Source organism: Nocardioides panacisoli (assembly GCF_039537325.1).
In the GTDB taxonomy this organism is placed as follows: Bacteria; Actinomycetota; Actinomycetes; order Propionibacteriales; family Nocardioidaceae; genus Nocardioides; species Nocardioides panacisoli.
Genome location: NZ_BAABAH010000011.1, coordinates 40,433 through 52,009 on the forward strand (window position 1 = coordinate 40,433; position 11,577 = coordinate 52,009).

Consider the following 11,577-nt stretch of genomic DNA (forward strand, 5'->3'; position numbering starts at 1 on the left):
CGGAGCCCGTCCCGTCAGCCCTCGACGAGGGACCAGGCGATGCCGTCGAGGATGTCGGTCTCCGCCACCGTCATCGTGTCCAGCGTCGTGCGGCGCAGCACCCGGTCCAGGACCAGCGCGCCGGCGTCGATCACGTCGGCACGACCGGGGTGCACGTAGCCCAGTGCCCGGCGCTCCGCGACGGTCATCCCGACCAGCCGCTCGACCGTCCGGTGCACGTCCGCGACGGCGAGCCGCTGCCGGTCGATCCGGTTGCGGTCGTACTCCTCCAGCCCGAGCACGCCGGCCGCCACGGTCGTGATCGTGCCCGCGACGCCGACCATCGACGCCGCCTCGCGCGGATCGAACGGGCAGGCGTCCAGCGCCGCGTCGATGTCGCCGACGACGGCGTCGATCTCCGCTGCCGTCGGCGGGTCGTTCTCGATCCGCCGCTCGTGCAGCCGGACCGAGCCGATGTCCATCGAGTACGCCGACCGCGGCCCCGAGGCTCGGCTGCCCACGATCAGCTCGGTCGACCCGCCGCCGATGTCCACCACCAGCACGGGGTCGGCGGGGGCGGGGTCGAGGAACCGGACCGCACCGGCGAAGGCCAGCCGCGCCTCCTCCTCGCCGGACAGCACCTCCGGCTCCACGCCGAGGCGCTGCCGCACGCCCTCGGCGAACTCTGCGGCGTTCTCGCTGTCGCGTGTCGCAGAGGTGGCGCAGAACCGGATCCGCTCGACCCCGGCCTCCTCGATGATCGCGGCGTACTCGTCGATCGCCGCGAACGCTCGCTCGAGTGCCTCCGGCGCGAGCCGTCCGGTCCGGTCGACGCCCTGCCCCAGCCGCACCATCCGGGACTGCCGCACCACGGTCGATTCGTCGGACGGGTCGCCGACGAGCAGCTTGATCGTGTTGGTGCCGCAGTCGATCGCGGCGATCACACGCACGCCCCGCCGGCCCACCACGCTCCGAGCGCCTCGAGCACCTCGTCCCCGAGCGGGTTGACGCCCGGGCCCTTGGCGAGCGCGTGGGCGGCGAGCACGTGCAGGCACTTCACCCGGTCGGGCATGCCTCCTGCGGAGATGCCCTCGATCTCGGGCACGTCCTGCTCCGCGGCGGCGCCGATCTCGGCCCGGTCGGCGAGGTAGGACTCGTGCGCGGCGCGGTAGCCGGCGGCGAGCTCCTCGTCGGTGCCGAGCCGGTCCTGCATCTCGCGCATCAGGCCGGATGCCTCGAGCGTGCCGATCCGCGAGCTCGCCCGCGGGCAGGTCAGGTAGTAGGTCGTCGGGAACGGCGTGCCGTTCGGGAGCCGCGGCTCGGTCGCGACCACGTCCGGGTTGCCGCACGGGCATCGGTGAGCGACGGAGTGCACGCCCCGCGGGGGCCGGCCGAGCTGGGCCGCGATGACCTGCTCGTCCTCGAGAGGTTCGCTCATCGGTCCTTGAGGTGGCGGCTCGGAGGAGGCGGGATCTTGGTCGGGGGGTTGCCCGCGACCTTGTCCGAGGTCCACAGGTCGTCGATCCAGGTGCGCTGGTCGGTGCTGCCCACGCTCGCCGGGTCGGCGAGGTCGGCCGTGCTGCCGAGCGGCTGGCCGTCCTTGTCGAGCACGATGAACGGGGTGTCGCCGACCGGGACGTAGCCGAGCTCGCGTGCCTGCTGGGCGACGTACGCCGGGTCCTGCCAGCGGTCCTTCTCGTCCTGGAGGTCCTTGATCGCGGCCTCGCGCTCGACGATGGTCGACCGCAGCTCGTCGATGTGGCTGCGCTGCTGGAGGTAGGCCCGCAGCGACGACGCGAACGAGACGGCCAGGACGGCGAGCACGAGCACCAGGATCGCGGCGCGGCCGGTCAGTCGGGAGCGGCGCTTCTCCTCCGCCCGCGTCTCCGCAAGCGCGGAGATCCGCTCCCGCTGGGCCTGGCGACGCTCGATCTTCTGCTGCTTGGCCGGCCTGGCGGGGGCACCGCGGCCCGGGCCCGACCGGCCGCGCGCAGCGGAACGCCCGCGGGTGCTCCTGCGCTCGTCGGCCACGTCGGTCTCCGGTCCGCTACCTCGTCAGCCCTGGAACCGCGGGAACGCGCCGGCGCCGGCGTAGCGCGCCGCGTCCCCGAGCTCGTCCTCGATCCGGAGCAGCTGGTTGTACTTCGCGACCCGCTCGGACCGGGCCGGGGCGCCGGTCTTGATCTGGCCGCAGTTGGTCGCGACCGCGAGGTCGGCGATCGTGGTGTCCTCGGTCTCGCCCGAGCGGTGGCTCATCATGTTGCGCATACCTGCTCGGTGCGCGAGCTCGACGGCGTCGAGGGTCTCGGTGAGCGAGCCGATCTGGTTCACCTTCACCAGCATCGCGTTGGCCTGGCCGCCGCTGATGCCGCGCTGGAGGCGGTCGACGTTGGTGACGAACAGGTCGTCGCCCACGAGCTGGATCTTGTCGCCGAGCTGGTCGGTGATCGCCTTCCAGCCGTCCCAGTCCTCCTCGTCGAGCGGGTCCTCGATGGAGACGATCGGGTACGCCGCCACGAGCTCGGCGTAGTAGGCGGTCATCTCCTCGGCGGTCTTCCTCGCGCCCTCGAAGGTGTAGGTCCCGTCCTCGCAGAACTCCGAGGCGGCCACGTCGAGGGCGAGCACGACGTCCTTGCCGAGCTGGTAGCCGGCCTTGTCGACCGCCTCGGCGATCAGGTCGAGCGCGGCACGGTTGGACTCCAGGTCGGGGGCGAAGCCGCCCTCGTCGCCCACGCCGGTGGCCAGGCCCTTGTCCTTCAGCACCGACTTGAGCGCGTGGTAGATCTCCGCACCGATCCGCAGCGCCTCCCGGAAGCTCGCGGCACCGATCGGCGCGACCATGAACTCCTGGATGTCGACGTTGGTGTCGGCGTGGGCACCCCCGTTGAGGATGTTCATCATCGGCACCGGCAGCACGTGCGCGTTGGGGCCGCCGACGTAGCGGTAGAGCGGGAGGTCGGCGGAGTCGGCCGCGGCACGGGCGACGGCGAGCGAGACGCCGAGGATCGCGTTCGCGCCGAGCTTGGCCTTGTTGGGGGTCGCGTCCGCCTCGAGCATGGTCTGGTCGATCAGCCGCTGGTCGGCCGCGTCGAGACCCTCGAGCGCGGGCCCGATGGTCGAGATGACGGCCTCGACGGCCTGCTGCACGCCCTTGCCGCCGTAGCGGTCGCCGCCGTCACGGAGCTCGACGGCCTCGAACGCGCCGGTGGACGCACCGCTCGGGACCGCCGCCCGGGCGAACGACCCGTCGTCGAGGAGCACCTCGACCTCGACGGTGGGGTTGCCGCGCGAGTCCAGGATCTCGCGGGCTCCGACGGCTTCGATCGCTGCCACGTTGGCTGCTCACTTCCGGTGGTGGGACGGCTGTCGTCCGGTCAGCCTAGGGGATGTGGGACGCCCCGCCGCGCAGCACCCACCGGTGTGGGTGGACTCGGTCACCGGCGTGATCGGGACCACGTAAGATCCTCGCGTGAGGGAGCCCAGCGGACATCGCGCGGACGCGGAGCACAGTCCGCTGCTGCTGGTGGCTGCCTTCGCGGTGGTGGCCGCGATCGTCTTCGCGCTGTTCCAGCTCGTCGGCACCGGCGACGACAGTCCCGGGACCGCCCTCGACGACACCTCGCCGTCGACCGTCGCCTCGGACGGCACGACGCCCACGCTCCCGCCCACCGAGCAGGGCCAGACGCTCAAGCCGGACGCCCGGGTGGGCCCGGGCGGTCCCGGCGACCAGATCAGCGTCGACCCGAACCTCAAGCGCCGGGTCCGCCAGAACCTCCGGCCCGCGATCACCCCCACCTCCGGACGCAGCGGCACCGGCCTGAGCATCGGCCCGGTCACCGACATCAACGCCCCGATCGGCTCGCCGGTGACCGGAACGGTCACGGTCGCCGACGCGAACATCCCCAACCGCACCAACGACGCCGGCTGGGTCACCTCGATGCACACGCTCACCGGCGCGCAGCCCGACTTCATCACGCTCAACGAGGTCGGCCGGCACAGCACCTCGGGCATCGAGGGCGTGGCGCCCGGCTACGGCGCCTACCGCGACCCGGTCCCGGACCGGTCGACCGGCGGCGCCGGCCAGTCCATGAACAACGTCGTCATGTGGCGCTCCGACCGCTGGACGCTCTTCGACGCCGGCCGGTTCAAGGTCGTCGACAACGACAACGGCTACTACAACGGGCGGCCGTTCACCTGGGACCGCTACGCCACCTGGGCGGTGCTCCAGCGCGACGACGGCGCCGTGGTGTCGGTGATCTCGGTGCACATGCCGACCAACCCCCGGAAGTTCCCCAAGCAGCACGGCGCCAACGCGATGTCCCGCGCGGCGCAGTACGGCCACGGCATGGACCTGCTGCACGGGCTGGTGAGCCAGCTGTCGGCGTACGGTCCGGTGCTCGTGGGCGGCGACATGAACTCCCACGCCAGCGACGGGTCCTGGGCGGCGGCGCCGAAGATGACGGCGGCGGGCTACAACTACACCAAGGACTCCGGCGTCATCTACCTGTTCTTCCCTGGCGCGGCCAGCGTCGAGGAGAGCCACGAGGTGCACGTCGTCTCCGACCACCCCGCGCTGATCACGCACCTGGACATGAACGGCATCGGCCCCACCACCGGCTGACCGGCCGCGAGGACCCGCTCAGGCGTCGAGGCCGAGCTCGCTCATCCGGTCCTGGTGCCGCTCGGTGAGCCGGGTGAACATCCGGCCGAGCGCGGCCAGGTCGAGGCCGGGCCGGTCGACGCCGCCGGCCAGCAGCGCCGTCAGGGCGTCCCGCTCAGCGGCCACCCGCTGCGCCTGGATCAGCGCCTCCCCCATCAGCCGGCGACCCCACAGCGCGAGCCGCCCGCCAAGGCGACCGTCGGCGGCGATCGCCGACCGGACCCGCTCGATGACGAAGGCGGTGTGCAGGGAGTCGTCGAGGGTGCGGATGACGACGTCGCGGGTGTCGGGGTCGAGGTAGGCCGCGATCTCGCGGTAGAAGTCGCTCGCGAGCCCGTCGCCGACGTACGCCTTGATCAGGCCCTCGTACCAGTCGGCCGGCGCCGTGTGCGCGTGGAACTCGTCGATCGCTTGGCGGAACGGCGCCATCGCGGCGAACGGGTCGCCGCCGAGGATCCGGATCCGGTCGTGGAGGCCCTGGACGTGGCCGAGCTCGGTGGCCGCCATCGACGCCAGCGCGACCTTGTCCTCGAGGCTGGGTGCGAGCTTGGCGTCCTCGGCCAGTCGCTCGAAGGCCGAGATCTCGCCGTACGCGATCACACCGAGCAGATCGACGACCGCGTTGATGTACTCCGGGTCGGTGAACGCGACCGGTACGTCGAGAGATTCAGCCATGTGCCGAGCGTAGCGATAGGATGTGGACAGGCAGAGCGCTGTGCTCGACGTACGGCGCCGCCCGGTATGTGCGCGGCTGAGTGTGAATCAGCCGCATCCGACGAATCGGTGGAACGGCTGTCATCCGGCGGTCGAACGGCTGAAACACTCACGAAAGCGACAGGACACTGAACACCCCTGCAGAAGACAAGCCCACCTTCCGCGACCTCGGCGTGATGCCGGAGATCTGCGACTCCCTCGAGGGTGCGGGCATCACGCACCCCTTCGCCATCCAGGAGATGACCCTCTCGGTCGCCCTGCTCGGCACCGACCTGATCGGCCAGGCCCGCACGGGCACCGGCAAGACCCTCGCGTTCGGCATCCCGGTGATCCAGCGCAGCGTCGCCGTGACCGACCCCGACTACGCCGAGATCCCCCAGGGCAAGCCGCAGGCCCTGATCGTCGCCCCGACCCGCGAGCTCGCACTGCAGGTCTCCAGCGACCTCGAGATCGCAAGCCGCGGCCGCGGCATGCGCGTGCTCACCGTCTACGGCGGTGTCGGCTACGAGCCGCAGCTCGAGGCGCTCGAGAAGGGCGTCGACATCGTCGTCGGCACGCCCGGCCGGCTGATCGACCTCGCCAACCGCAAGGTCCTCGACCTCTCCCACGTGCACGCGCTGGTCCTCGACGAGGCCGACGAGATGCTCGACCTGGGCTTCCTGCCCGACGTCGAGCGGATCCTCTCGCTCACTCCCGAGACCCGCCAGACGATGCTGTTCTCGGCGACCATGCCGGCCGCGATCGTGGCGCTGGCCCGCACCCACATGCGGCACCCGATGAACATCCGGGCGGAGTCGTCCTACGAGAACGCCACGGTGCCTGCCACCGCGCAGTTCATCTACCTCGCGCACGACCTCGACAAGCCGGAGATCATCGGCCGCCTGCTGCAGGCCGAGGACGCCGACAAGATGATCGTCTTCACCCGCACCAAGCGTCAGGCGCAGCGGGTGGCCGACGACCTGGTCGAGCGCGGCTTCAAGGCGAGCCCGCTGCACGGCGACATGCAGCAGGCGTCGCGCGAGCGGGCGCTGACGAAGTTCCGCGAGGACAAGATCCAGGTCCTGGTCGCCACCGACGTCGCCGCTCGCGGCATCGACGTCTCCGGGGTCTCGCACGTCGTCAACTACACCTGCCCCGAGGACGACAAGACCTACATCCACCGGATCGGCCGCACCGGCCGCGCCGGTGCCTCGGGCATCGCGATCACGCTGGTCGACTGGGCCGACGTGCACCGCTGGAAGATGATCAACAAGGCCCTCGACCTGCCGTTCCACGAGCCGATCGAGACCTACTCCAACTCCGAGCACCTCTTCCACGACCAGGGCATCGCGCCCGGCACGAAGGGCCGCATCGTCGACGCGACGCCGGTCGAGAAGCGGGAGCCCCGCGCGCCGCGCGAGCGCCGCGAGGGCGACCGCCCCGCGGGCAACCGCAACCGCAGCCGCAGCCGGACCCGCAGCGGCCAGCCCGTCGAGGCCGGCGCCGCCGCCCCTGCCACCGAGGGCTCCGAGCAGCCCGCCGGCAGCGGCAACCCGCGTCGCCGGCGCCGCCGCCGCTCGGGGTCGGGCTCCAGCAGCGCCCCCACCGAGACGCAGTCGGCCTGACCAAGGCCCAGAACGCCGTCCGATCGCAGTCATCAGGTGACTGCGATCGGACGGCGCGTCCGTTCACGGGCAGGGTCAGCGGCCGTCGGTGTTGACCCACACCTTGCCGAGCACCATCGGGTGGTCGCTGATGTGGTTGTAGACCTTCGTGTAGTGCGAGAAGTCGGTGCCGCGCCAGCTGCCGAGCATCCAGTCGGGGCCGCCGTGCCGCGGCACGGGGCAGGGCGCCTTGCGGCGGCCACCCAGCGAGATCTGGTCGGTGGCGTGGGCGACCTTGCGGCAGAACTCGTCCCGCTCGTTCACGTCGCCGATGACCAGCACCGGCCGGCCCTTCTTCGCCTCGAGCTGCTTGATCAGCTTGATCTCGGCGGTGGTGGAGATGTCGCGCTCCACCTCGTAGCCACCCGGCGAGTTGTGGATCGCCACCACGAAGAACGAGCGCCCGGTACGCCGGTCCTGCAGCTGGACGTACGGGATGGCCCGCTGCTTGCCCATGAACGGCCGGTAGATCTGGCCGGTGTCCTTCACCCGGAGCTCGTCGGTCTTCCAGGCGATCTGGATGGCCGAGCTGTAGCTGCCGAGCGTGCGGCGCGGGTAGAAGTGGAAGCCCGGGAGGTCGCGCTGGAGCGTGTGCAGCTGGTCGCCGGCGACCTCCTGGAACGAGACGACGTCGCGGCCGGTCTGCTGCACCTGGTGGGCCGCCTCAGCGGCCCGGTCCAGGCCGCCGGCGGCCATCGAGCTGGTGAGGATGTTGAAGGTCATCACCTTGATGCCGTAGCCGCGCTTCGCCTTGTCCGGCGCCTCGCTGGTGGCGTTCGGTACGGCGAGGGCCAGTCCGAGAGCGACGACAAAGAGGGCGGCACAGAGCTTTCCTAGGTTCCCGAGCATCCCGGCACACTAGGTCGCGGCCACCGAGCGGCCGCAAATTGTCAGACAGCGCCGATCGCGGTCAGGACTCCCCCGCCTCGGCGCGGGCGGCCCGCTCCGCGACGGCGTGCTCGTCGGTACGGGCGTCGTAGGACCAGAAGTCGCGCAGCCACGCCGCAGTGAGCGCGACCCCCGCCACGCAGGCGACGCCACCGCTCGTGATCGACCCCCGCACCGACCACAGGTCCGCGGTCACGCCGGCGCGGACCTGGCCGCCGAGCGGGCCGACGGAGTAGGACAGCATCTCGATGCCGGCGAGCCGGCCGCGCATCGTCTCCGGGATGGTCTGGCTCCACACCGTGCCCCGGAAGACACCCGAGATCATGTCGGCCGCGCCGGACAGCGCGAGGAACGCGGCCACCAGCCAGAACGTCGGCATCACACCCGCGAGGGCGACGCAGCCGCCGTACGCCGTCGCGGCGATCACGATCGCACGACCGTGGTGGTGGACGCGGCCCGTCCAGCCGGACAGGGCGGTGGCGACGAGGGCGCCGACCGTCTCCATGGAGTAGAGCAGGCCGAGCAGCTCCGGCTTGTGGAACACGTCCTCCACCAGCGCGGGGAAGAGCACGACCGGGAGCGCGAGCAGCATCGCCGCGATGTCGACGAGGTAGGTGCCGAGCAGGTCGCGGCGGCCGACGGCGTACCGCAGCCCCTGGCCGATGCCGGCGAGGCTCGGCGGGGTGGTCTCACCGCGGTGCGGGTAGGACCGCATCAGCAGGTAGAGCAGGGTCGCGACCGCGAGCCCCGCGACGTCGACGACGAAGCACCAGCCGATGCCGGCGTACGCGATGAGCAGGCCGCCGATCCCCGGTCCGACCAGCAGCCCGATCTGCGCGCCGAACGACGCGAGCGCGTTCGCCGCAGGGATCAGGTCGTGGCTCACGGTCCGCGGCAGCAGCGCCTCCCGGGACGGACGCTGCATCGACGAGGCGCACGCGAGCAGCGCCGCCACGACGAAGACCAGCACGATGCTCGGGTGGTGCCGGAAGGCGTTCACCGCCAGGACGCCGGTCAGCACCGCCTGGGCCACACCGGTGCCGACGAGGAGCCGGCGGCGGTCGACGTGGTCGGCCAGCGCGCCGCCGTACAGGCCGAACACGATGAGGGGGCCGAGCTCGACCAGGCCGATCGCGCCGACGGCGAAGTTGGAGCCGGTCAGCCGGTAGACCTGGAAGGGGATCGCGACGTAGCTGACCATCCCGCCCAGGTAGAAGACGGTGCCGGCGAGGAGCAGCAGCCGGAAGTCGCGCGACGCCCGCCACGGCGAGAGGTCCATCCGCAGCGCGCGGAGCCGAGCGATCACCTCAGGCGGTGACGACGACCGTCGTGCCGATGGGGGCGAAGTTCCACAGCGCGATCGCGTCCGGCAGCGCCTGCCGGATGCAGCCGTGCGACTCCGGTGTGCCGAGCTCGGCCCGGGTCTGCACCGGCTGTCCGTCGAGCACCGGGATGGAGTGGAACCCGATCGCCGCGCCCTCGTCGCCTTGGGTGAACCGGACGAAGTACTGCATGGTGCCGGAGTCGTCGACGCCGACGGCGTAGCGCGACTTCGAGTAGACCTCGTAGCTGCCGGGGTCGAGGTTGTCGTAGACGCTGCCCGAGCCGAGGTAGGTCCGCAGCACGGAGCCCGTCCCGTCCACGAGCCAGATCCGCTGCTGCGACTCGCTGAAGACGATCCGCCGGCCGCTGCCCGATGCTGGCGGCAGCGGTACGTCGGCCGTGCTGTCCGGGGTCGCGGTCGGGTCCGCGGTCGCGTCGCTCTCGTCCTTCGTCGTGGTGGTCCGCTCCCGAGCGGGGTGCCGCGTGGTCCCGTCGTCGGACTGCGCGAGGTCCTGCTGCGAGCCGACGTCCCGGCCCGCGCTGGCGGCCGCGAGTGCCGGGTCGGGGTCGTTGCCGAGCACGCCGATCGTCCCGAGCACGCCGACCGCGGTGACGGTCACTGCCGAGACGACCAGGGCGATCCGCCCGTAGCGTGGCCGGACGGGGCCGCGGTGGCGACCGGTCGGCGGCTGCGCGCGGCGACGGCCCGGCTCGACGTGCCGGTGCCGGCCGACGGGGTCGCGCGCGTGCTTCACGACGTCAGCGGCCTGCCCGGTCGATGAGGTTCCCGGCGACCTCGCGGTAGGCCTGCGCGCCCTTGCTGGAGCGGCTCGTCCTCAGGATCGAGCGGCCCGCGGCAGGCGCCTCGGCGAACTTGATCGTCTTCGGGATCGGCGGCTCGATCACGGCGAGGTCGTAGGTGTCCGAGATCGTGTCGAGCACCGTCCGCGAGTGGTTGGTGCGGCCGTCGTAGAGCGTCGGGAGGACGCCCCACACCTCGAGGTCCCGGTTGGTGAACCGGCGTACGTCGTGCACGGTGTCGAGCAGCTGGCCGACGCCGCGGTGGGACAGGGTCTCGCACTGCAGCGGCACGAGGACGCCCCGCGCGGCCGTCAGCGCGGCGACGGTCAGCACGCCGAGCGACGGCGGGCAGTCGAGCAGGATCCAGTCGTAGCCGTGGTCCTCGAGGTCCTCGACCACGCCGCGGAGCACGTGCTCACGACCGGTGCGGGTCAGCAGGTCGGCCTCGGCGCGGGCGAGCTCGATCGTCGCCGGCAGGAGGTCGACACCGTCCTCGGTCTCGAGGATCACCTCACCCGGTGCGGTCCCCTTGGTGAGCACGTGGTGCACCGAGAGCTCGAGGTCCTCGGGATCGATGCCGAGCGAGAACGTCAGGCAGGCCTGCGGGTCGAGGTCGACGAGCAGCACCCGCTGGCCGCGCTCGGCGAGGGCCGCGCCGATGGAGGCGACACTGGTGGTCTTCGCGACGCCGCCCTTCTGGTTGGCGACGGCGAGGACGGTGGGCTCGGGGCGCGTGCTCATCTCAGGGGACACTATGCCGTACCGCCCGGAGGGGGTGCGGAACACTGGGCGGCATGTCCACCGCACTCGTCACCGGCGCCACCGCCGGGATCGGCCATGAGTTCGCCACCCAGCTCGCCGCCCGTGGCGACGACCTCGTCCTGGTCGCGAGGAACACCGAGCGGCTGGAGGAGGTGGCCGCGCAGCTGCGGTCGTCGTACGGCGTCGAGGTGGAGACCGTCGCCGCCGACCTGGTCGATCCCGCCCAGCTGGCCACCGTCGAGGAGCGCCTCGCCGACCGCGCCCGCCCCGTGGACCTGTTGGTCAACAACGCGGGCTTCGGGCTCAAGGACAACTTCCTCGACAACCCGGTCGACGTCGAGCAGGCCCAGCAGGACGTGCTGGTCCGCGCCGTGCTCAGGCTCACGCACGCGGCGATGGGCGGGATGGTCGAGCGCGGCCGCGGCGGTGTGATCAACGTCTCCAGCGTGTCGGCGTTCCTGCCGCGCGGCACCTACAGCGCGGCGAAGGCGTGGGTGAACTCCTTCAGCCAGTGGGCGCACGCCGAGTACGCCGACCGCGGCGTCACGGTGATGGTGCTCTGCCCGGGGTTCGTGAAGACCGAGTTCCACGAGCGGCTCGGCGTCGACCGCGACGCCTCCGCGCCGAAGATGCTCTGGCTCGAGCCCGACGCCCTCGTGCGCGAGGCGCTCGCCGACTTCGACAAGGGCCGGGCGATGTCGATCCCCAGCCTCCGCTACAAGGCGATCGTCACCGGCACCCGCATCGTCCCCCGCGGCGTCCTCCAGCGCTTCCAGTCCCTCGGTCGCAAGTAGGCGGCGCCGAATC

The 11,577-nt window shown here is 71.8% G+C and carries 12 protein-coding genes; 3 read left to right on the top strand and 9 right to left on the bottom strand.

Annotated elements, in window-relative coordinates:
- Nucleotides 1-14 precede the first annotated feature (14 nt).
- The 4 genes from ABD709_RS14765 to eno are packed head-to-tail and all read right to left on the bottom strand — an operon-like array spanning nt 15 to nt 3,312.
- Nucleotides 15-947, bottom strand: a complete 933-nt coding sequence (locus ABD709_RS14765; RefSeq protein WP_344776721.1) for a Ppx/GppA phosphatase family protein — start codon at nt 945-947, stop codon at nt 15-17.
- Nucleotides 920-1,417: a DUF501 domain-containing protein gene (locus tag ABD709_RS14770; protein WP_344776723.1), complete on the bottom strand. Its 498-nt coding sequence runs from the start codon at nt 1,415-1,417 to the stop codon at nt 920-922. The genes ABD709_RS14765 and ABD709_RS14770 overlap by 28 nt, the downstream gene beginning before the upstream one ends.
- A complete protein-coding gene (locus ABD709_RS14775; protein ID WP_344776725.1) occupies nt 1,414-2,010 on the bottom strand; it encodes an FtsB family cell division protein in 597 nt (198 codons plus the stop codon). The genes ABD709_RS14770 and ABD709_RS14775 overlap by 4 nt, the downstream gene beginning before the upstream one ends.
- A gap of 24 nt (nt 2,011-2,034) precedes the next feature.
- Entirely contained in the window at nt 2,035-3,312 is a 1,278-nt protein-coding gene (gene eno, locus ABD709_RS14780; RefSeq protein WP_344776727.1) for a phosphopyruvate hydratase, read from the bottom strand.
- Nucleotides 3,313-3,448: 136 nt separating this feature from the next.
- On the opposite strand from eno, the gene ABD709_RS14785 reads away from it, so the two are divergent.
- Nucleotides 3,449-4,600 carry a hypothetical protein gene (locus ABD709_RS14785; protein WP_344776729.1) on the top strand — a complete coding sequence of 384 codons (1,152 nt, stop codon included), beginning with the start codon at nt 3,449-3,451 and terminating at the stop codon, nt 4,598-4,600.
- Between the two features lie 18 nt (nt 4,601-4,618).
- Here the strand turns inward: ABD709_RS14785 and ABD709_RS14790 are convergent, their stop codons facing one another.
- Nucleotides 4,619-5,314, bottom strand: a complete 696-nt coding sequence (locus ABD709_RS14790; RefSeq protein ID WP_344776731.1) for a ferritin-like fold-containing protein — start codon at nt 5,312-5,314, stop codon at nt 4,619-4,621.
- A gap of 212 nt (nt 5,315-5,526) precedes the next feature.
- Between ABD709_RS14790 and ABD709_RS14795 the strand changes: the two genes are divergently transcribed.
- Nucleotides 5,527-6,957 carry a DEAD/DEAH box helicase gene (locus ABD709_RS14795; RefSeq protein ID WP_425575144.1) on the top strand — a complete coding sequence of 477 codons (1,431 nt, stop codon included), beginning with the start codon at nt 5,527-5,529 and terminating at the stop codon, nt 6,955-6,957.
- A 75-nt stretch (nt 6,958-7,032) separates the two neighbouring features.
- Here ABD709_RS14795 and ABD709_RS14800 read toward each other — a convergent pair whose 3' ends face one another.
- The 4 genes from ABD709_RS14800 to ABD709_RS14815 form a co-directional block, all read right to left on the bottom strand.
- Nucleotides 7,033-7,845 carry an endonuclease/exonuclease/phosphatase family protein gene (locus ABD709_RS14800; protein ID WP_344776733.1) on the bottom strand — a complete coding sequence of 271 codons (813 nt, stop codon included), beginning with the start codon at nt 7,843-7,845 and terminating at the stop codon, nt 7,033-7,035.
- Between the two features lie 61 nt (nt 7,846-7,906).
- On the bottom strand, nt 7,907-9,190 hold the full coding sequence (locus tag ABD709_RS14805; protein ID WP_344776735.1) for an MFS transporter: 1,284 nt from the start codon (nt 9,188-9,190) through the stop codon (nt 7,907-7,909).
- Between the two features lies 1 nt (nt 9,191).
- Nucleotides 9,192-9,962, bottom strand: coding sequence for a L,D-transpeptidase (locus ABD709_RS14810; protein ID WP_344776737.1), 771 nt, complete (start codon nt 9,960-9,962; stop codon nt 9,192-9,194).
- Nucleotides 9,963-9,966: 4 nt separating this feature from the next.
- A complete protein-coding gene (locus ABD709_RS14815; RefSeq protein WP_344776739.1) occupies nt 9,967-10,749 on the bottom strand; it encodes a ParA family protein in 783 nt (260 codons plus the stop codon).
- 53 nt (nt 10,750-10,802) lie between these two features.
- Here ABD709_RS14815 and ABD709_RS14820 point away from each other — a divergent pair, with 53 nt between their 5' ends.
- A complete protein-coding gene (locus ABD709_RS14820; protein WP_344776741.1) occupies nt 10,803-11,564 on the top strand; it encodes an SDR family NAD(P)-dependent oxidoreductase in 762 nt (253 codons plus the stop codon).
- Nucleotides 11,565-11,577: the final 13 nt, after the last annotated feature.

What these genes read in the sequence shown, in the direction of transcription:
- ABD709_RS14820 (WP_344776741.1), top strand. Translation starts at nt 10,803, where the DNA reads ATGTCCACCGCACTCGTCACCGGCGCCACCGCCGGGATCGGCCATGAG.
- ABD709_RS14800 (WP_344776733.1), bottom strand. Translation starts at nt 7,845, where the DNA reads ATGCTCGGGAACCTAGGAAAGCTCTGTGCCGCCCTCTTTGTCGTCGCT.
- ABD709_RS14815 (WP_344776739.1), bottom strand. Translation starts at nt 10,749, where the DNA reads ATGAGCACGCGCCCCGAGCCCACCGTCCTCGCCGTCGCCAACCAGAAG.
- ABD709_RS14790 (WP_344776731.1), bottom strand. Translation starts at nt 5,314, where the DNA reads ATGGCTGAATCTCTCGACGTACCGGTCGCGTTCACCGACCCGGAGTAC.
- ABD709_RS14770 (WP_344776723.1), bottom strand. Translation starts at nt 1,417, where the DNA reads ATGAGCGAACCTCTCGAGGACGAGCAGGTCATCGCGGCCCAGCTCGGC.